The organism is Rhodococcus sp. A14 (genome assembly GCF_011603105.1).
GTDB lineage: Bacteria > Actinomycetota > Actinomycetes > Mycobacteriales > Mycobacteriaceae > Rhodococcus_F > Rhodococcus_F opacus.
Genome location: NZ_JAAOQS010000005.1, coordinates 76,161 through 95,704, shown reverse-complemented (window position 1 = coordinate 95,704; position 19,544 = coordinate 76,161). Strand labels below are relative to the sequence as shown.

12 protein-coding genes are annotated in these 19,544 nt (G+C 68.1%); 8 read left to right on the top strand and 4 right to left on the bottom strand.

Annotation, left to right across the window (positions count from 1 at the left end; translation table 11 throughout):
- The first annotated feature begins 63 nt into the window (after nt 1-63).
- Genes G9373_RS04700 through G9373_RS04680 form a run of 5 tightly spaced genes read left to right on the top strand, consistent with a single transcriptional unit; the run spans nt 64 to nt 7,639 of the window.
- Nucleotides 64-1,236, top strand: a complete 1,173-nt coding sequence (locus G9373_RS04700) for an aromatic ring-hydroxylating dioxygenase subunit alpha (RefSeq protein WP_005573691.1) — start codon at nt 64-66, stop codon at nt 1,234-1,236.
- The gene (locus G9373_RS04695; RefSeq protein WP_167114105.1) at nt 1,233-2,879 is read left to right on the top strand and encodes a BCCT family transporter; all 1,647 of its coding nucleotides are present in this window, start codon (nt 1,233-1,235) and stop codon (nt 2,877-2,879) included. The genes G9373_RS04700 and G9373_RS04695 overlap by 4 nt, the downstream gene beginning before the upstream one ends.
- A complete protein-coding gene (locus tag G9373_RS04690; RefSeq protein WP_206031575.1) occupies nt 2,876-4,396 on the top strand; it encodes an aldehyde dehydrogenase family protein in 1,521 nt (506 codons plus the stop codon). Before G9373_RS04695 ends, G9373_RS04690 begins: the two co-directional genes overlap by 4 nt.
- A 55-nt stretch (nt 4,397-4,451) precedes the next feature.
- Nucleotides 4,452-6,020 carry an APC family permease gene (locus tag G9373_RS04685; RefSeq protein ID WP_005253988.1) on the top strand — a complete coding sequence of 523 codons (1,569 nt, stop codon included), beginning with the start codon at nt 4,452-4,454 and terminating at the stop codon, nt 6,018-6,020.
- Nucleotides 6,017-7,639, top strand: a complete 1,623-nt coding sequence (locus G9373_RS04680; protein WP_120660562.1) for a GMC family oxidoreductase N-terminal domain-containing protein — start codon at nt 6,017-6,019, stop codon at nt 7,637-7,639. Before G9373_RS04685 ends, G9373_RS04680 begins: the two co-directional genes overlap by 4 nt.
- On the opposite strand, the gene G9373_RS04675 is transcribed toward G9373_RS04680, so the two are convergent.
- The gene (locus G9373_RS04675; RefSeq protein ID WP_167114102.1) at nt 7,548-8,723 is read right to left on the bottom strand and encodes an alpha/beta hydrolase; all 1,176 of its coding nucleotides are present in this window, start codon (nt 8,721-8,723) and stop codon (nt 7,548-7,550) included. The genes G9373_RS04680 and G9373_RS04675 overlap by 92 nt on opposite strands.
- A gap of 105 nt (nt 8,724-8,828) precedes the next feature.
- Here G9373_RS04675 and G9373_RS04670 point away from each other — a divergent pair, with 105 nt between their 5' ends.
- The 3 genes from G9373_RS04670 to G9373_RS04660 are packed head-to-tail and all read left to right on the top strand — an operon-like array spanning nt 8,829 to nt 11,762.
- Nucleotides 8,829-9,683 (top strand): tryptophan 2,3-dioxygenase family protein, encoded by an 855-nt coding sequence (locus tag G9373_RS04670; RefSeq protein WP_005252409.1) that lies wholly within the window; start codon nt 8,829-8,831, stop codon nt 9,681-9,683.
- The gene (locus G9373_RS04665) at nt 9,680-10,915 is read left to right on the top strand and encodes an aminotransferase class V-fold PLP-dependent enzyme (protein WP_065491945.1); all 1,236 of its coding nucleotides are present in this window, start codon (nt 9,680-9,682) and stop codon (nt 10,913-10,915) included. Before G9373_RS04670 ends, G9373_RS04665 begins: the two co-directional genes overlap by 4 nt.
- The gene (locus G9373_RS04660) at nt 10,899-11,762 is read left to right on the top strand and encodes a PaaX family transcriptional regulator C-terminal domain-containing protein (protein WP_167114100.1); all 864 of its coding nucleotides are present in this window, start codon (nt 10,899-10,901) and stop codon (nt 11,760-11,762) included. The genes G9373_RS04665 and G9373_RS04660 overlap by 17 nt, the downstream gene beginning before the upstream one ends.
- A 4-nt stretch (nt 11,763-11,766) precedes the next feature.
- Here G9373_RS04660 and G9373_RS04655 read toward each other — a convergent pair whose 3' ends face one another.
- The 3 genes from G9373_RS04655 to G9373_RS04645 are packed head-to-tail and all read right to left on the bottom strand — an operon-like array spanning nt 11,767 to nt 19,515.
- Nucleotides 11,767-12,216: a flavodoxin domain-containing protein gene (locus G9373_RS04655; RefSeq protein ID WP_005253993.1), complete on the bottom strand. Its 450-nt coding sequence runs from the start codon at nt 12,214-12,216 to the stop codon at nt 11,767-11,769.
- A 34-nt stretch (nt 12,217-12,250) separates the two neighbouring features.
- Complete coding sequence (locus G9373_RS04650; protein WP_054247910.1) at nt 12,251-14,020, bottom strand: sulfite reductase subunit alpha; 1,770 nt, start codon at nt 14,018-14,020, stop codon at nt 12,251-12,253.
- Complete coding sequence (locus tag G9373_RS04645; protein WP_167114096.1) at nt 14,017-19,515, bottom strand: glutamate synthase-related protein; 5,499 nt, start codon at nt 19,513-19,515, stop codon at nt 14,017-14,019. The genes G9373_RS04650 and G9373_RS04645 overlap by 4 nt, the downstream gene beginning before the upstream one ends.
- Nucleotides 19,516-19,544: the final 29 nt, after the last annotated feature.

Sequence of the window (19,544 nt, the reverse complement as noted above, 5' to 3'; positions counted from 1 at the left end):
GACATCAGGTCACAGCTCGACCGACACGCATCTTTCCCGGCAACGAAAGAAACGGTGACATCTATGTCCGCTCCGGACGTCCAAGCCCCCGCTCCCGCCTCCGCGCCCGCACCGGCACTGATCCCCACCCTCGGTGGCCGGTACTACACCGACGCCGACATCTTCACGGACGAACAGGAGAACCTGTTCGAGGCGATGTGGTTCTGCGCCGTCCGCGCCGCCGATCTCGCCGACCCCGGAGCCTTCCGGAAGGTCACGGTGGGCCGGGAGAGCGTGCTCCTCGTCCGCGGCCGCGACGGGGAACTGCGCGCCTTCCTCAACATCTGCCGGCACCGCGGCGCCATGCTGTGTACCGAGGACGAAGGGCAGATCCGCAGAAACCTTCAGTGCCCCTACCACGCGTGGACGTACGGACTCGACGGCAAACTGGTGGCGGCCCCCAACATGGCCGCGCTGCGGGACGAGACCGGAGCCGACATCGACCGGGTGCGGTACGGACTGGTGCCGGTCGCGCTTCGCGAATGGCTCGGCTACGCGTGGGTGTGCCTGGCCGACGAACCGCCGTCGTTCGAGGACGAGGTCGTCGGCGCCGTCACCGAACGACTCGGTGATCCGGCGGCCATCGACCGGTACCAGATCGGAACCCTGGAACTCGGCCGCCGGATCGTCTACGACGTCGCGGCCAACTGGAAGCTGATCATCGAGAACTTCATGGAGTGCTACCACTGCGCGACCATCCACCCGGAGCTCACCGAGGTACTTCCGGAGTTCGCGGACGGCCTTGCCGCACAGTACTTCGTGGGGCACGGTGCCGCCTTCGGTGACGACGTCGAGGGATTCACCATCGACGGAAGCGGCGGATTCGACTCGTTGTCCGGCATCAGTCCCGACCAGGACCGTAAGTACTACGCCATCACGATCCGGCCGCAGGTCTTCGTCAACCTCGTGCCCGACCACGTCATCTTCCACCGCATGTACCCCGTGTCCGCGGATCGCACCGTCGTCGAATGCGACTGGCTGTACTCCCCGGAGGTCACCGCCTCGGGTCGCGACGTCTCCCGTTCGGTGGAGCTGTTCCACCGGGTCAACCAGCAGGACTTCGACGCCTGTGAGCGGACCCAGCCCACGATGGCGTCGAAGGCGTACCGGAACGGGGGTGTGCTGGTGCCAGCGGAACACCACATCGGCGAATTCCACGACTGGCTACTCGAAAGGCTGAGCGGGGATCCCCGATGACCTACGCCGGCGAGCAACCGAGGGTGACCGACTCTCCCAGGGTGAACGATGTCGATCCGCAACCCCGGCACCAGGAGCAGGAGCCGGCGGCGCCGTCCGGCGGCGAGGGGCGGCGGAGCGTCGACAAGGTGGTGTTCGGCACGGCCGCGGCGCTCGGTGTCGGACTCATCCTGTGGGGACTGCTGGCACCGGAGAACCTCTCGGTCGTGTCGACCGCGGCGCTGGACTGGCTGGTGGCCGACCTCGGTTGGCTGTTCATCGCCGCGTCGTCGGCGTTCGTCGTCTTCTCACTGTTCCTCGCGTTCTCCCGGTACGGCCGGATTCCGCTCGGCCGCGACGGTGAGAAACCGGAGTTCCGCACGGTGAGCTGGATCGCGATGATGTTCAGCGCCGGCATGGGAATCGGATTGATGTTCTACGGCGTCGCCGAACCGCTCGCCCATCTGGTGAGCCCGCCGCCGGGAACGGACGGCTCGGTGGGGTCGGCGATGGCCACGACGATGTTCCACTGGGGGCTGCATCCGTGGGCGATCTACGCGGTCGTCGGGTTGTCGATTGCGTACGGCTCCTACCGGCGCGGCCGCAAGCAACTCATCAGCGCCGCGTTCTTCCCTCTCCTCGGCCGCCGCTCGGAAGGCGCCGTGGGGAAGGTCATCGACATCCTCGCGATCATCGCGACGATGTTCGGCACTGCCGCGTCGCTCGGGCTCGGCGCACTGCAGATCGGTTCCGGCCTCGAGATCATCGGCTGGATGGACAACGTCGGCACGTTCGCGCTCGTTGCCCTCGTCGGGCTGCTGACATTCGCGTTCGTCGGTTCGGCGGTGTCGGGAGTCGCGCGGGGCATCCACTGGCTGTCCAACATCAACATGGTGCTGGCGGTGATTCTCGCGCTGTTCGTGTTCGTGCTCGGTCCGACCGTCCTCATCCTCAATCTGCTCCCCACCGCGATCGCGGACTATGCGGCGCAGCTCGCCACCATGTCGGGACGGACGGCCGCGAGTGCCGGCGACGACACGGCGTCCTGGTTGTCGTCGTGGACGATCTTCTACTGGGCGTGGTGGGTGTCGTGGACTCCGTTCGTCGGAATGTTCCTCGCCCGGATCAGCCGCGGCCGCACCATCCGGCAGTTCGTGATCGGCGTGATCGTCATTCCCACCTCGGTCAGCCTCGTGTGGTTCGCGGTGTTCGGTGGCGCAGGGATCGGACAGCAGCAGGACGGAGTCGACCTGGCGGCGCGCTCGTCGACCGAAGGCCAGTTGTTCGGGATGCTCGACCATCTACCGCTGACCGGATTCGCCACCGTGCTGGTCATGGTGCTGGTCGCGATCTTCTTCGTGTCCGGCGCCGATGCCGCGTCGCTGGTGATGGGCACGCTGTCGCAGCGGGGTGCACGAGAACCGAGCACGTGGGTCGTCATCTTCTGGGGAACCCTCACCGGGGGCACCGCGGCACTCATCCTCTGGACCGGCGGCTCGGACGCCCTTCAGGGGCTGCAGACGATGACGATCATCGCGGCGGCGCCGTTCCTTCTGGTGATGATCGGATTGTGCTTCTCGCTGTATCGGGACGTCTCCCGCGATCCGCTCATCGTCGGTTCATCGAAAAAGTCTGCACACGAGAGGGTTTCGGACACAGTATGAAGATGTCGGCACTGTCCGCGGATCTCGACGTCCCGAGGTTGTTCGGGAAGGTGAATTTCATCGCGGGGGAGTGGGTCGCGGCGACGTCGGGGCGCACCCGCGACTGCATCGACCCGGCAAGCGGGAACGTGATCGCCACGGTCGACGAGGCGTCACCCGAAGACGCCGGGCGAGCCGTGCTGGCGGCCCGGGCGACCTTCGATGCCGGGGGCTGGCCGGAGACGGCGGTCGCCGTGCGATCGTCGCTCCTGTCGCGCATTGCAGATCTCCTCGAGCGCGACAAGGAGGAATTGGCGCGGATCGAGACGCTGGACACCGGTAAGACTTTGGTGGAGAGCCGAATCGACATCGACGACGTCGTCTCGGTATTCCGGTACTACGCCCGGCTCGCCCTCGTCTCCAGCGACCGAGTGGTCGACGTGGGTGACCCCGCGGTCGTCTCCCGGGTCGTTCGCGAACCGATCGGGGTGTGCGTCCTCATCGCACCCTGGAACTACCCGCTGCTCCAGATCTCCTGGAAGGTGGCACCCGCGCTGGCCGCCGGCTGCACGATGGTGCTCAAGCCCAGTGAGGTCACGCCGCTGAGCACGATCGCGTTCGCCCGGCTGATCGAGGAGGCGGGTGTGCCCGCCGGTGTCGTCAACCTCGTGCAGGGCAGCGGCGCCGACCTCGGCCCCGCGCTGACCGATACCGGTGACGTCGACTTCATCTCGTTCACCGGTGGACTCGCGACCGGCACCACCATCCTGGAGATGGCCGCGAAGCACGTCACGAAGGTCGCCGTGGAACTGGGCGGGAAGAACCCGCACATCGTGTTCGCGGACGCCGAATGGGAGTCCTCGGTCGACCAGGTGCTCACCGGCGTCTTCCTGCACTCGGGGCAGGTGTGCTCGGCCGGGACGCGGCTGATCGTGGAGGAGTCGATCGCCGACGACTTCGTCGCCGCCCTCGTCTCACGCGCCGAGGCCATCCGCGTCGGCCCGGGGCTCGATCCCAGCAGTGAGACCGGACCTCTCGTGTCGGCGGCGCAGCGCGACAAGATCGAAGACTATGTGGCACTGGGTATCTCCGAAGGTGCGACGCTCCGGACGGGTGGCTCCCGGCCCGCCGATCCCGCGCTCGACGGCGGCAGCTACTACCTGCCCACCATCTTCGACCACTGCGACCGCTCCATGCGGATCGTGCAGGAGGAAACGTTCGGGCCCATTCTCACGGTCGAGAGATTCACCACCGAGGAGGACGCGGTCCGGCTCGGCAACGACACCGAGTACGGCCTCGCCGCCGGAGTCCGGACGTCGGACGCCGCCCGGGGCGAACGGGTGGTGCGCCGCCTGCGCCACGGGACCGTGTGGCTCAACGACTTCGGCTACTACACGGCGGCGGCGGAATGGGGCGGATTCAAGAAGTCCGGCAACGGCCGCGAACTCGGACCCGCCGGGCTCTCCGAATACCAGGAAGTCAAACACATCTGGAACAACACGACCTCGCCTGCCGCGGGTTGGTTCACCGCGACCTGACGTGCCCCGGCAGGGCGCGCGAGCAGGCCCACTCAACTTCTCAGGAAGTGATCGAATGACCAGTACCGACAATACGACCGGCGATCACGACAGTGGACTCGAGGATTTCGGCTACAAGGAGTCCCTCGATCGCAGTATCGGCAAGTTCGCGAGCTTCGCCGCGGGCGTCAGCTACATTTCCATTCTGACCGGCACCTTCCAGTTGTTCTACTTCGGATTCGGCACCGCAGGCCCCGCCTACCTGTGGTCGTGGCCGCTGGTGTTCGTCGGCCAGCTCGCCGTGGCACTGTGCTTCATGGAGCTGGCCGCCAAGTATCCGATCGCCGGCTCCGTGTACAACTGGGCGAAGACGCTCGGCAGCAGAATAGTGGGGTGGTCCGCGGGCTGGCTGATGCTCACCGCGTCGATCGTCACCCTGTCGGCCGTTGTGCTGGCGCTGCAGCTCAACCTGCCGCGGCTGTGGAGCGGCTTCCAGATCGTCGGTGACGGGACCGGAGAACACGACTTCGCCACCAACGCCGTCATTCTCGGGACCGTGATGATCGGCTTCACCACCGTCGTCAATGCGCTCGGTGTCCGTCTCATGGCGATGATCAACAGTGCCGGTGTGTTCATCGAAATCATCGCGGCGGTGCTGATCGCGATCATCCTCGCCGCCAACATGACCCGCGGCCCGCAGGTGTTCTTCTCCACCCACGGGTACGGCGCAGGCGAAAGCGGTGGATATCTCGGCGCGTTCCTGGTGGCGACGCTCGCGTCGGGCTACGTGATGTACGGCTTCGACACCGCGAGTTCGCTGGGCGAGGAGACGGTCGAACCCCGCCGCACCGCCCCCAAGGCGATTTTCCGCGCAATCCTCGCGTCGTTCGTGATCGGCGGCGCGATCCTCGTGTTCGCCGTGATGGCGGCACCCGACCTCGACGATCCGAAGATCGGCGCGTCGGACGGCAGCCTGCAGTACATCGTCGAGCAGGTGATGTGGGGGCCGCTGGGCACGATCTTCCTGGTGTGCATCGTGATCGCGGTGACCGTCTGCTCGCTGGCGGTGCATACCGCCGCCATCCGGCTGACCTTCGCCATGGCCCGCGACAACGCACTCCCGTTCGGCGAGCGGCTCGCCCGCGTGCACCCGAGAACGCGGACACCCGTCGTGCCCGCGGTGACGATCGGGGTGGTGGCCGCGCTGATCCTGGTGGTCAACATCGGCCAGCCGCACATCTTCACCGTGCTGACCTCCATCGCGATCATCATGATCTACCTGGCCTACCTGATGGTGACCGGACCGATGCTGAAGAAGAGGCTGCGGGGTGAGTGGCCGCCGCGGGACCTGAAGGAGGGCGGCTACTTCACGATGGGCAGATGGGGACTACCCGTCAACATCGTCGCGCTCGTGTGGGGAATCGGGATGGCCCTCAACCTTGCCTGGCCGCGGGAGGCCGTGTACGGCGAACCTTGGTACAACACCTGGGGCGCCTTCGTCTACATCGGCGTCATCCTCGGGTTCGGCCTGCTGTGGTACCTCACCACCGGCCGGCACCACATCGGAACGTTGACGTCACACTGCGCGGCGGTGGTAACGCCCGCGCCGGAATCCGAACCGAACGACAAGGAGCTCGCCCGATGACCGACGGCGAATCGAAGAGCACTGCAGGGGAATTCGACTACGTGATCGCGGGCGGCGGCAGCGCGGGATGCGCTCTCGCGGCGCGTCTCAGCGAAGACCCGTCGGTGACGGTGTGCCTGCTCGAGGCGGGCCCGTCCGACGTCGGGGACCGCGCGATCCTCGAGCTGTCCCAGTGGATGCATCTTCTCGACTCCGGGTACGACTGGGACTACCCCGTCGAGCCGCAGGAGAAGGGCAACAGCTTCATGCGGCACGCCCGGGCCAAAGTCCTCGGCGGCTGCTCGTCCCACAACTCGTGTATCGCATTCTGGCCGCCCGCCGAGGCACTGGACGACTGGGAGGCGATGGGGGCGTCGGGCTGGGGTGCGCGTGACATCCTCCCGTACGTCAGCCGGCTGGAAAGCAACGACGCCCCCGGCGACGGCCACGGCCGCAGCGGGCCGGTGCGGCTGCGCGACGTCCCGCCGAACGACCCGTGCGGCCGAGCGGTTCTCGACGCCGCCGCCGCCGTGGGACTGCCGACCGTCGCGTTCAACCGCGGCGGAACGGTGCTCAACGGCGCCGGGTGGTTCCAGATCAACGCGTCCGAGGACGGCACCCGGATGTCGTCGTCGCACGCCTACCTGCACCCGATCCTCGGAACCCGGCCCAATCTGGAGGTTCGGACCGGCTGCTGGGTGAGCGAGATCCTGTTCGACGAACAGCAGACGGCGACGGGCGTCCGGTACCAGCGTCCCGACCTCACCGGCTACGACACGGTGTCGGCGCGACGGGAGGTGGTGGTGACGGCCGGGGCCATCGACACCCCGAAGTTGCTGATGCTGTCGGGTATCGGTCCGGCGGAGCATCTCGCGGAGTTCGGGATTCCCGTGCGCGTCGACTCGCCCGGAGTCGGCTCGAACCTCGACGATCACGTCGAGGGGCTCGTGTTCTGGGAGGCGTCCCAGCCGATGGTCACCGAATCGACGCAGTGGTGGGAGATCGGCCTGTTCGCAACCACCCGGGAGGGCCTGAACCATCCCGACCTGATGATGCACTACGGCAGCGTCCCGTTCGACATGAACACCCTGCGGTGGGGTTACCCGACCACCGACAACGGATTCTGCCTGACACCCAACGTCACTCAGGGCCGCTCCCGCGGAACGGTCCGGCTGCGGTCGCGGGACTTCCGGGATCGCGCAAAGGTCGATCCGCGGTACTTCACCGACAGCGAGGGCCACGACGACCGGGTGATGCTGTCCGGGGTGAAGCTGGCCCGGAAGATCGCCGAGCAGAAGGCGCTACGCGGGTGGATTGCCCGCGAACTGGCGCCGGGACCCGATGCGGTGACCGACGCCGAGATCCTCGACTACATCCACAAGACCCACAACACGGTGTATCACCCCGCGGGCACGGCACGTATGGGCGGTGTCGACGATCCGATGGCGGTGCTCGACCCGGAACTGCGGGTCAAGGGGGTTCGAGGACTGCGAGTGGTCGATGCGTCGGCGATGCCGAAACTGCCGCACGTCAACCCGAACATCACGGTCATGACGATGGCCGAGAGGTGCGCGGATCTGCTCCGCGGCCGGGCCGGGGCCGGGCTGCGGGCGGCGGAGTCGGCGTTGTCCGAGGTCTGATCCGGGCGTCGATCGCCTCGGCGGTCCTTCGCCAGATCTCGCTCTCCGGATCGACGACGGTGAAGTGATCGCCGGGCCCCTCGATCCGGACGACGTCGTCGGGGGTCGCCGCGGCGGCTTCGTGGTACTCCCTGCTCATCTCCAGCATGTCCGGCTCGTCGTCGACGGCGCACACCACCAGCTGAGGGATGCCCAGCGGCAGTCGAGCGATCGGCGACGACCGTTCGTACGTCGCACGGTCGCCGGCCCAGTCGCTGCCGACGGCGTCCGCCACCGCGCCCTCACCGAGGTGGCGTTCGCCGGCGAGTCGCAGATTCAGCACCCCGGCGAGGCTGACTACCAGTGCCGGACGAACCGCTGCCTCCTCGGCAGCGGCGTCGGCGGCGGCGCGGAGCGCGAGCTGAGCACCGGCCGAGTGGCCGAGGATCACGAGACGCTCCGGGTCCGCTTCCGGGACGGTCGCGACGGCCTGCACAGCGTCGGCGACATCGGACGCCATTGCGGCCCAACGGTTCTCCCCGCCTCGCCGGTACTCGACGTTCCAGGTGACGTACCCGCGGGCCGTCAGGCCGACTGCCAGCGCGTCCGTCAGGTCGGACTCCCAACGAGGACGCCAGAATCCGCCGTGGATCAGCACGGCGACGGGGAAGGGGCCGTCGCCATCGGGGATCCGCAGTTCCACTCGCTGATCGGGGTGGTCGCCGTACCGGACGATCCGCCCGGGGTGGAAGCGGTGGTGGTACCAGCTGTCGACGGCGTAGCGGAGTCCGTCGAGTCCCCGCCCCCGGATGTGGACCCGGGCGCCCGCCGAGCGGTCGGCCTCGCACTCTCCGAAATCGACGCGGATCGCCCCGCCGGCCGGGGCGGTGAAGGATGCCCCGGCGCCGGGCACGACGACGAACTCGCCTCGCCGCGCCGCCGACCGCACGGCCCGCTCCAGCCCGGCGGTGTCCGCGGCGAACGTCAACTCACCGGTCAGGCCGCGTGCATCCAGCGCCCGGCCCACGAGTTCCTCCGCGGTTCCGCGGTGTGCCACCACGCCGGGGGCGAAGACGATGTCGACTCTGCGCGCTGGTTCGGTCACGAGCCCACCGTACTTTTCGCTGATGACATCTGTATAGCGGTCGCCACGATTATGTAATATGAAGGTCGGGAGCCCGGTACTCGAACACCAGCAGTGAGGACGGTCATGGGCGTGCAGGCCAACACCAGAGCCATCGAGAAGGACATCGTCACCGACTTCAGCGAGCGGATGAGCTACGGGTCGTACCTCGACCTCGACACCCTGCTCAGCGCGCAGAAGCCCGTGAGCCGTCCGGAACATCACGACGAACTGCTGTTCATCATCCAGCACCAGACCACCGAACTCTGGCTGAAGCTCGTCCTGCACGAAACACTCGCCGCCCGAGCCGCTTTCGACGAGGACGAGATCGGCCGGGCGCTCAAGTGCGTGGCGCGCGTCAAGCACATCCAGAAGACGCTGACCGAACAGTGGTCGGTCCTGGCCACCCTGACCCCCACCGAGTACTCGGAGTTCCGCCAGTTCCTCGGCAATTCGTCCGGGTTCCAGTCGTACCAGTACCGCGCCGTCGAGTTCGTGCTCGGCAACAAGAACGCCGGAATGCTGACGGTGTTCGACGCCGATCCCGCCGCCCACGATCTGCTCGAACGGCTCCTCACCGAGCCGAGCCTGTACGACGCGTTCTGGCAGTGCCTGTCGCGGCTCGGGTACGACGTGCCGGCCTCCGCACTGGACCGTGACGTGACCACCGCCTACACGCTGAACGAAGACCTGCTGCCCCTGATCAAGTTCGTCTACGAGAACCACGACGAACACTGGGCCGTCTACGAGGCCTTCGAAGAGTTCGTCGACCTCGAGGAGAACTTTCAGCTGTGGCGCTTCCGCCACATGCGCACGGTGCTGCGGACCATCGGGATGAAATCCGGAACGGGAGGATCCAGCGGAGTGGGTTTCCTGCAGAAGGCACTGGACCTGACGTTCTTCCCGGAACTGCTGGCCGTGCGCACCGAGATCGGACGATGATGACTACCTCGACCGATGTGCCGGCCGCCCGCGCCGCCGAACTCGACGCCGCGGACCCGCTGCGCCCGTATCGCGACCTGTTCATCGGCGCCGACGACCCCTCGGTGCCCGCCTACCTCGACGGCAACTCGCTCGGACGGCCCACCAAGGCGAGCGCCGAGCAGGTCACCGCCTTCGTCACCCAGTCGTGGGGCGGCCGGCTCATCCGCGGGTGGGACGAGGAGTGGTACGACCTGCCGATCACAATCGGTGACACCCTCGCGAGGGTGGTGCTCGGCGCGGCATCCGGACAGACCACCATCGGCGACTCGACGACGGTCCTGCTGTACAAGCTGGCACGCGGTGCGCTCGCGTTGCGCCCGGACCGCACCGAGATCGTCGTGGACCGCGACAACTTTCCGACGGACCGCTACGTGCTCGAGTCCGTCGCCGGAGAACTCGGGCTCACGCTCCGGTGGATCGAGTCCGATACCCGGGGCGGCGTCACCGTCGACGACCTGAAGTCCGTGGTCTCCGAACACACCGCGCTCGTCGTGCTCAGCCACGTCGCCTACCGCTCGGGTTACCTGGTCGACGCCGCCGGCGCCGCTCGCGTGACACACGAGGCCGGTGCGCTCCTGCTGCTCGACCTGTGCCACTCCGTCGGCTCGGTTCCCCTCGAACTCGACACGTGGGGTGTCGATCTGGCGGTCGGGTGCACGTACAAGTATCTGAACGGCGGGCCGGGCTCACCGGCGTTCGCCTACGTTCGTGCAGACCATCAGCAGGACTTCGTGCAGCCGATCTGGGGCTGGATGGGCCGCGACAACCCGTTCGCGATGGAGCAGGGCTACCGACCGGCGCCCGGCATCCGGCGCGTGATCAGCGGAACGCCGTCGGTCCTCGGCATGATCGCGCTGCAGGACACCCTCGCACTCCTCGATGACGTCGGCATGGAGGCCGTGCGCGCCAAGTCGATCGCGCTCACCGAGTACGCACTCGACCTCGTGCGCGAGTTACTGGTTCCGCTGGGCGTGGAGATCGGATCGCCGGTGGATTCCGCCGAGCGGGGTGGTCACGTCATCATCGACCACCCGCGGTTCGAGGCGGTCGTCGAGCGACTGTGGACGAAGGGTGTCATCCCCGACTTCCGGGCCCCGCAGGGCCTGCGGCTCGGCCTGAGCCCGCTGAGCACGAGCTTCGGTGAGGTGTGCACCGGGATACTCGCGATCCGTGATGAACTCACCGACTGAACCGGCGAGCGCGATCCTCGACGACTTCGATTCGCGGCCCGGCAGCGCGACGTCCCTGATCCGCACCGTCCTCGGCGCGTATGTGCGCGACCTCGGCGGGTGGGTGGCGATCGCCGACTTCGTGGAACTGATGCACGCCGTCGGTATCCCGTCCGAATCGACGCGCATCGCGGTGGCCCGCCTCAAGAAGAAGGGGGTGCTGCGGCCGCTGACCCGCGACGGGCGGAGCGGATACGAGGTGACCGAGCAGGCCGAGGCGATGTTCAGACGCGGCGATCCGCGGATCTTCGGCTTCCGTCAGATGGCGGACAGCGATCCCTGGCGGCTGATCTCGTTCACCATCCCCGAATCCCAACGGGCGGTGCGGCACCAGTTGCGCAGACGGCTCGGCTGGATCGGTTGCGGAACCGTGTCGCCCGGCCTGTGGATCGCCCCCGAGTACCTCGCCCGCGAGGTCGACGACATCGTCGCCGCGCTGGGCCTGTCCGAGTACGTGACCACGTTCGTGTCCACGTCGGTGTTCGTCCCCGATTCGATGGGGGACGCGGCGACGCGGTGGTGGGACCTGGACGGCATCGCCGCGCGGCACCGCGACTTCCTGGACCGCCACCGGGCCGCTCTGTCTGCCGCAGAGGAGGTGTCGCCGCGCGACGCATTCGTCCGCTTCGTCCCGTTGCTCGACGAATGGCGCATCATCCCGTACATCGACCCGGGCCTGCCTGCCGGGATGCTGCCCGGGGCCTGGCCCGGCGCCGACAGTGTCCGCCTGTTCGCGTCGGCGCGGGACCGCTACCTCGACGGGAGCCGCGACTGGGTGCGGAGCGTGCAGTCGCGGCTACCCGTGTGAGGTGCTATCCGAGGAATTCCTCGCCGATGTTCTTGGCCCACTCCTCGGCCTGATCCTTCGGGCGGATCGAGCTGGACCCGTCGTGCCTGCCGTGTTCGCCGACCTGGACCGCGCCGAGGGAGACGAGCTTCTCCGCGATGATCTCGCCGCCGCGGTTGTAGGTCTCCTCGTACACCTTGTCGCCGAGGCCGAACAGCGCGAACTGCATCCCGGTGAGGTCGGGTTCGTCCTCCTCGAGGCCCTCGAAGAAGGGTTCCGCGCCGGTGGGCAATTCGCCCTCACCGTAGGTGGAGCACACGATGACGTGGAAGTTCTCGGGGTCGAGGTCGCCCGCGTCGAATTCCATCATGTCGTACAGGGACGTGTCGCCGTAGTCGCCGAGCACGTCGGCGATGTTGTCGGCCACCAGTTCGGAGGTTCCGCCCTCGCTGCCGTACAGAATCACCACTGCCATTGTTCTTGCTCCTCGTGGGTTGCTGCCGACGTGGTCAGTACACGTCGCGCAGGTAGCGCTTTTCCTTCTTGAGCGTGGTCACGTAGTCGGCGGCCTGCTCGGGGGAAAGGGTGCCATGGGTGGCGATGACCTCGTGCAGGGCCCGGTCGACATCCTTCGCCATCCGCGTGGCGTCGCCACAGACGTAGAAGTGGCCGCCGTCCTCGAGCCAGGCGAACAACTCCGCGCCGTTCTCGACCATCCGGTTCTGCACGTAGATCTTCTCCGCCTGGTCGCGGGAGAAGGCGAGGTCGAGGCGGGTGAGGAGACCGCTGTCGCTCATCGCGGCAATCTCGTCCTCGTAGATGTAGTCCGACGCGCGGTGCTGGTCGCCGAAGAACAGCCAGTTGCGTCCCGACGCGCCCCGCGCCTGCCGTTCCTGCAGGAACGCGCGGAACGGCGCGATGCCGGTGCCGGGGCCGACCATGATCATCGGTGCGTCGTCGTTCGCGGGGACGCGGAACGACTTGTTCTTCGACACGAAGATCCCGCCGCTGCCGCCGTCGGCGATCCGATCGGCGAGGAACGTGGAGCACACGCCGCCGCGGTCGCGTCCGGCCGAGCTGTGGCGGACGCTGGCGACGGTCAGGTGCACGCTGCCGGGGTTGGCGAGCGGGCTGGACGAGATGGAATACGCCCTGTGCTGCAACGGCTTCAGCAGCCCGACGAACTCGTCCGCGGTCAGGGTCACCGACGGTTCGAGGAGCAGCAGGTCGAGCACGTCCTTGCCCCACAACCAGGCGTCGAGGGCTTCCTTGTCGCCGTGCCGCAGCACGTGGCTCAGTTCTTCGTCGCCGGCCCGCTTCTCGATCTCGTCGATGAATTCGTGGCTCGGCGTGGAGATCTCGTAGCCGTGCAGCAGGAGATCGCTGAACGGCCGCTCCTTGCCGGTGACAGCGGCATCCGCCGGGATGCCCAGCCGGGACACCAGAGCGTCGACGAGCGCGGGATCGTTGATCGGCATCACACCGAGCGCGTCACCGGCCTCGTACTCGAGACCGCTGTCGGCGAGCGCGAACTCGTAGTGCCGGATCTCCTTCGCGGACGTGTCGCTCGACAGCCGACGGTTCACGGAGAGCGTGGACGCGTAGGGGTTCTTGCGGTTCCACTGCGACCGCTTGCGGGCCGGCTTCGTCTCGGGCTCGGCGACATCGGCGACGGGGGACTCGCCGCGAATGCCCTCGACGGCCGCGAACAGGGGGAGGGTCTCGGCGACCCACGCGGCGGCCGCGTCCTCGTAGTCGACGTCGCAGTCGACGCGCGGAGTGACGCGGCGGGCACCGAGCTGCTCGAGCCGGGTGTCGATCATCTTGCCGGCCTGGCAGTACCCGTCGTAGCCGGTGTCGCCGAGCGCGAGCACGGCGAAGTCGGTGTTCTCCAGTCGTGGCGCCGTCTCCGCGGACAGTGCCTGCCAGAACAGCTCGGCGTTGTCCGGCATCTCACCCTCACCGTAGGTGGAGGTGACGACGAGGACGCGGTGCATGGCGGCGAGGGCGTCCGTGTCGACGTCGTCGAGGGCGCTCACGACCGGCGCGAAGCCCTGTGAACGTGCCGCGGCCGCAGCGTCCTCCGCGACACCCTCGGCGTTCCCGGTCTGGCTGCCGTACAGCACGTGCATGGCGGGCAACTGCCCACCGCCCGCCGCGGCGGGCGCGTCGGAGCCGCCGACGACCAGACGCGAGCTCATGCCGGCGAGGAAGCCGGTGAGCCAGACGCGCTGGTCCTCGCTGAACGGGGCGTCCTGGGGGATGTAGGGCATCTTCATGAGGGGACCACGTCTCTCGTGGGGATCAGATCGGGGAGAGCGTGCTGCGCGAACAGCTCCTCGAAACCGGGCAGCCGGCCGATCTTGTCGACGTTCTTCGCATCCTGGTGCAGGATCCAGCCGTACGTGCCGGGGGCGTCGATGGACCGCACGTTGCGGCGGCGCAGCGCATCCTTGTAGTCGGCGAGACGCTTGGCCGCCACCATCACGGCCAGGTCCTCGTCGTTGTAGTCCTTCAACGCTTCCCGCGCGTACCGCTGCAACCGCTGCACGAGGAAGAAGTCCTCGGTGAGCAGCAGGTTGCGGACGGCCTTGTCGACCGCCGGATCGGACGGATCCGCGACACCCGGCAGCTTGGACAGCGCCATCTCCTGCGCCGCGTTCAGCACGGTGTAGTTGTTCAGCAGCGCGAACATGGCCTCGGTGTCGGTGTCGGCGTCGCCGTAGCCGGGCACGGCGCCGTCCAACACCGCGTGACCGTCCCGGTAGTCCAGCTTGAACTTGCGCACCTGGTGCGCGACCAGCGCGGCGGCGAGTTCGTCGGCCAGGTCCTTGCGGGGCTTGGCGTTCAGGATCTCGTCGCTGTCCTGGTACTGCAGCAGCGCGCGCGGCATGCCGTACACGAAGTGGTGCTGTTCGGTCTCCCAGTTCTCGAGCAACCATGCCGCTTTGGCGGAGCCGGTGGCCTCGAGGTGCCACCCGAGCAGCACGTGCACGGCCTGACGGTGCAGCGCCGCGTGCTCGTCGTCGCCGGTGATGGAGCCGAGCAGGATCGAGTCCGCGCTGGCCTTGCCGGGCAGCTTGCCCTCGGGGTCGTACTGGTAGACGAAGCCACCGCTCATGCCGTTGCCGACGCCCTTGCCGAAGCCGCCGAGGTTGAGGACGGCGCCGTTGGTCATGTACTCGCAGGCGAAGTCGCCGACGCCCTCGACCACCGCGGTGGCACCCGAATTGCGGACGGCGAAACGGTCACCCGCCTGGCCCTCGACGAACGTGCGCCCACCGGTGGCGCCGAACAGTGCGAAGTTGCCGATCAGCACGTTGCCGCCGTGCAGGTCGGAGCCGCCACCGGGCGAGCGCACGACGATGCTGCCACCGTTGGCGCCCTTGCCGACGCCGTCGTTGGCGGTGCCGGTGTGGACGAGGGTCATGCCGTCGTTGCAGAACGCACCGTACGACAGGCCCGCGGACCCGGACGTGGCGATCCGGACGCTGCCCTCGCGGAGGTAGCCGCGGCCGCGCTCGTCGCGGAGCACGGCGGGCAGCTCGACATCGGTGAGCTCGTGGTTCAGCATCCGCTCGATGTCGACTGCCAGCTGGGCGCCGACGCTCTTGTTGCGATTGCTCAGGTGCACTCCGTCGCCGAGCTCGATCGTGGCCTCGCCCTGCTCGATCAGCGCGGCGCGCAGCTGCACGAGCCAGCCGTCGTCGAGGGTGTAGTCCTTCTCCAGGTACACCGGATCGCCGATGGTCACTTCCTCGACCACGGCGAGCATCGCGCGCAGGTCGAGCTGGCCGACGCTCGACGGGTGGTCGAGGAGCTGCAGCAGATCCGAGCGGCCCCGGGCCTCGCGCAGCGAGGACATTCCCAGCTCGGCCAGCACCTCGCGGGTCTCGTGCGCGATGTTCAGCAGGTACTGCGCCATCGCCCGCGGATCACCGTCGAACAGCTCGGGATTGGTGGTCAGACCGGCCGGGCACTTGACGTTGCAGTTCTTGGCCATGACGCACTTGAGCATCATCAGCGCGGTGGTGCCGAACTCGAAGCTGTCGGCGCCGAGCAGCGCCGACTTCACCACGTCGCTCGCCGTCTGGTGCGCGCCGGAACACCGCAGCAGCACCTTCTGCCGCAACCCGTTGGCGCACAACGCTTGATGGACCTCGGCGACGCCGATCTCCGCCGAACGTCCGGCGTACTTGAGGCTGGTCACCGCGGCGGCACCGGTGCCGCCGGTGTTGCCCGCCACGTTGATGACGTCGGCGCCGGCCTTCGCGACACCCACCGCGATGGTGCCGATGCCCTCCGAGGACACGAGCTTGACGATGACGCGGACCCGCGCCGCCTTGCAGTCGTGGATCAGCTGCGCGAGGTCCTCGATGGAGTACGTGTCGTGATGCGGTGGGGGAGAAACGAGTTCGACACCGGGGGTGCCGCCACGCGCGGCCGCGATCTCGACGGTCACCTTGGGTGCGGGCAGCTGCCCGCCCTCGCCGGGCTTGGCGCCCTGCGCGATCTTGATCTCGAGTTCCTCGAGCATCGGGTCGGCCAGGTACCCGGCCCACACACCGAAGCGGCCGGACGCGAACTGCTTGATCTTGGAACCGCGGATGGTGCCGTAGCGGGAGATGTGCTCGCCGCCCTCACCGCTGTTCGACATGCCGCCGGCCATGTTGGTGCCGTGCGCGACGGCCTCGTGCGCGTTGGAGTTCAACGCGCCGTGGCTCATGGCGCCGGACGTGAGGAACGGGGTGATGTCGCTGGCCTTCTGCACCTTCTCGATCGGCAGGCTCGCCGGAGCGGTGCGCAGCAGCGACAGACATCGCAGCGCCTCACCCGACGTGCGCACGACAAGAGCGTCGCCGTCCACGCTGTGCTCGCGGAGGTCGTCGCCGAACCGCATCGCCAGCGATTCGCCGAGCGCCGCCAGCACGCGGGCCTCGCCCGCGTGGGGGCCGGTGAGCCGGAGCCGGAACCGGTCCTCGCCGACGGCCTCGGATTCGAGTCCGCGCACCGCGAAGCTGTTGTTGCCCTTGCGGGAGAAGCGGCCCATCTGCTTGCGGAACTCGGCTGCCGTGGTGAGGAACGTGACGTCGGCAGGCAGATCCAGCACGTCCCGCAGCGCTGCGGGACGACGGGTGCGCTCCTCCGCCATGGTCCGCGCGAAGGCGCGGTAGCCGGGGGTGATCTCGAAGCGGTCGATCGCCTCGGGGGTCAGCTTCTGGAAGCCGGCGTTGCGGTAGGCGTCGTCGTCGAGACCGAACGCGTCCTCGAGCCGGTTCAGCGGCAGCAGTCGCAGCGATTCCGTGTGGTCCTGCGTGCCCGCCGTGTCGAACGAGATGGGCTCCTCGGTGAGGTCGACGAAGCCGCGCACGGCCGCCGTGCCGTACGAGTGACCCGCGCCCTCCGCGCGCTCCTTGAACAGGCCGAGAAGCGGGACGTCCTTCTCCCCGGTGACCGTCAGGGCGCGCTGGTGCCAGTCGGCGACAGCTTGCGCGATGACGGTGAACCCGACGCCACCCACCGGCGTCTTCACGTTCGCGAAGTAGCGGCGCAGCACCCGGTCGTCGGTGTCGAGGTAGTTGGGTTCGAAGAACTCGCCGCCGATGTAGCTTTCGGCGGTGCACAGGCCGACCCGGCCCATCGTCTTCATCAGCGACTTCTCAGCGGCCTTCGCGAACCGCTTGAACGCCACATCCGCCTCGTCGGCGAACTTCTCCTCGGCGCGCAGACGGACGGCGAGCGGGTAGATCGCGGCGGCGCCGAAACCGAGGGCAGCGGCCACGTGGTGCGACGACGAGATCTGACCGCTCTCGGCGACGACGGACACCCGCAGGCGCAGGCCCTCCTCGATCAGCCGCTGGTTGACGGCGGAGATCGCCACGATCATCGGCAGCGCGGCGCGGTCGGTGGCTACGTGACGGTCGGTGACGATCGCGATGCCGCCCTGCTCGCGGGCGAACGCCTCCACCTCGTCGCAGAGCCCGTCGACCGCGGCCTCGAGTGCGGCCGCGTTGGCGGCGGAGTCACCGTGGACGGGGGTGTACAGCATCGGGAATCGCTGCACCGGCGTCTCGGACTGCTTGCGGATCCGCAGCATGTCCATGTGGGTGAGGATCGGCGACGGCACCACGATCTGCGGCGCCGACCGCGCCCCGCTGTTCGGCTTGGCGCCCAGCGCGACGCGCAGCGTCATGCCGTCGGCCTCACGGATGCTGTCGAGCGAAGGGTTCGTGACCTGAGCGAAACGCTGCGAGAAGTACTTGGCCACCCCGCCTTCCTGATCGGAGAGCGCGTTGATGGCGTTGCCGTAGCCCATCGCGGAGATCTTCTCCTGACCCGACGCGAGCATCGGGTCCATCATGAACTTGAAGCTTTCCTGGTTGTGCGAGTACGCGACGTAGCGCTGGGTGCGCTCGAGGTCGCCGTTGTAGCGCAACGGTCCCGGCTCGGCCTCGACCTCGGGCAGCGCCTCGATGGTCCGGCGAGCCTCGGCGACGAGCGTCGGGTAGTCGTTCCGGGAGGCGAGCAGCTCGAGTGCCTCGTCGGTCGAGTACGAGCGGCCCTCGCGGTGGTCGAAGTACAGCATGCCACCGGCCTCGATGCGTCCGCGATGCAGGACGGTGTCGGGGTCGAAGTCGATCTGCCCGGCCTCGGACGTGACGCACAGGTACTCGTCCGTCTCCACCGAGCGCAGCGGACGCAGTCCGAGCCGGTCGAGGCGGGCGCCGACGACGGTGCCGTCACCGAAGATCAGCGCCGCCGGGCCGTCGTTCTTCTCCTCGTACAGCGAGAAGTACTCGAGCATCGCCCGCACCTCGGGCGACAGGGTGGAGTCGTTCTCCCACGCCGGCGGCATCATCGACACCACCGCGGTCACCAGGTCGAGTCCGTCCTCCACGACACGGCTCTGCAGCGTCTGGTCCAGGCGGCAACTGTCGGACTGGCCGTGCGGGCGGACGATCTCCCGGTTACGGGCGCGAGCGAGCGCCGTCTCGGACAGGCGGTTCTTCTTGTCCGTGTTGAGCTCGCCGTTGTGCGCCATCAGACGGAACGGCTGCGCCATCGTCGGGTGCGGGTCGGTATTCGTCGAGAACCGGGTGTGGAAGTACAGGGTGTGGATGGCATGCGCCGGGTCCACCAGGTCCTGGAAGTAGGGCATCACCTCGTTCGAGTTGAGGCGGCCCTTGAGCACCTGGGTGCGGGCGCTGAGCGACAGCGGGTACAGCCCGGCCAGATCCGGCTGGGTGTACGCGACGGCCTCGATCGCGAGCAGGGCGTCGTGGATGCGACGGTCGAACTGGGTCTCGTCGGCGCACGCGTCGGGCGCGGTGAACACCCACTGCCGGATCGGCAGCTGGTGCCGGATCGCGGCGGGCCGGAGCACGGTCGCGTCGACGGGCACGTCACGCTCGAGCAGCACCCGCAAACCCTGATCGGCGAGAGCCCGCTCGATGACGGCCTCCGCGTCGCCGTGGAACGCCACGTCGGTGGGGAGGAAGAAGTTGCCGACACCGAACCGGCCGGCCTCGAGATCGTCCTGACCGGTCAGCGTGCGGAAGAACGGCACCGACAAGTCGACGCAGACACCGGCGCCGTCGCCGACACCCTCGGCCGACATGCCACCACGGTGAGGAACAGCACACAGGGCCTCATGGCCCCGGGTGAGGACGTCATGGGTCTGAATGCCGTCCTTGCGGGTGATGAAGCCCACGCCGCAGCTGCTCTTGTCGAGCGTCCTGTCGTACAGGCCGGACTCGGTGGCACTCGTGTTCAACCGACTGTCTCCTCGCGATACTCGCCGAA

Excerpts from the sequence above, each read along its gene's own strand:
- G9373_RS04700 (WP_005573691.1), top strand. The coding sequence starts at position 64 with ATGTCCGCTCCGGACGTCCAAGCCCCCGCTCCCGCCTCCGCGCCCGCA.
- G9373_RS04680 (WP_120660562.1), top strand. The coding sequence starts at position 6,017 with ATGACCGACGGCGAATCGAAGAGCACTGCAGGGGAATTCGACTACGTG.
- G9373_RS04695 (WP_167114105.1), top strand. The coding sequence starts at position 1,233 with ATGACCTACGCCGGCGAGCAACCGAGGGTGACCGACTCTCCCAGGGTG.
- G9373_RS04690 (WP_206031575.1), top strand. The coding sequence starts at position 2,876 with ATGAAGATGTCGGCACTGTCCGCGGATCTCGACGTCCCGAGGTTGTTC.
- G9373_RS04660 (WP_167114100.1), top strand. The coding sequence starts at position 10,899 with ATGAACTCACCGACTGAACCGGCGAGCGCGATCCTCGACGACTTCGAT.
- G9373_RS04665 (WP_065491945.1), top strand. The coding sequence starts at position 9,680 with ATGATGACTACCTCGACCGATGTGCCGGCCGCCCGCGCCGCCGAACTC.
- G9373_RS04650 (WP_054247910.1), bottom strand. The coding sequence starts at position 14,020 with ATGAAGATGCCCTACATCCCCCAGGACGCCCCGTTCAGCGAGGACCAG.
- G9373_RS04655 (WP_005253993.1), bottom strand. The coding sequence starts at position 12,216 with ATGGCAGTGGTGATTCTGTACGGCAGCGAGGGCGGAACCTCCGAACTG.
- G9373_RS04685 (WP_005253988.1), top strand. The coding sequence starts at position 4,452 with ATGACCAGTACCGACAATACGACCGGCGATCACGACAGTGGACTCGAG.
- G9373_RS04670 (WP_005252409.1), top strand. The coding sequence starts at position 8,829 with ATGGGCGTGCAGGCCAACACCAGAGCCATCGAGAAGGACATCGTCACC.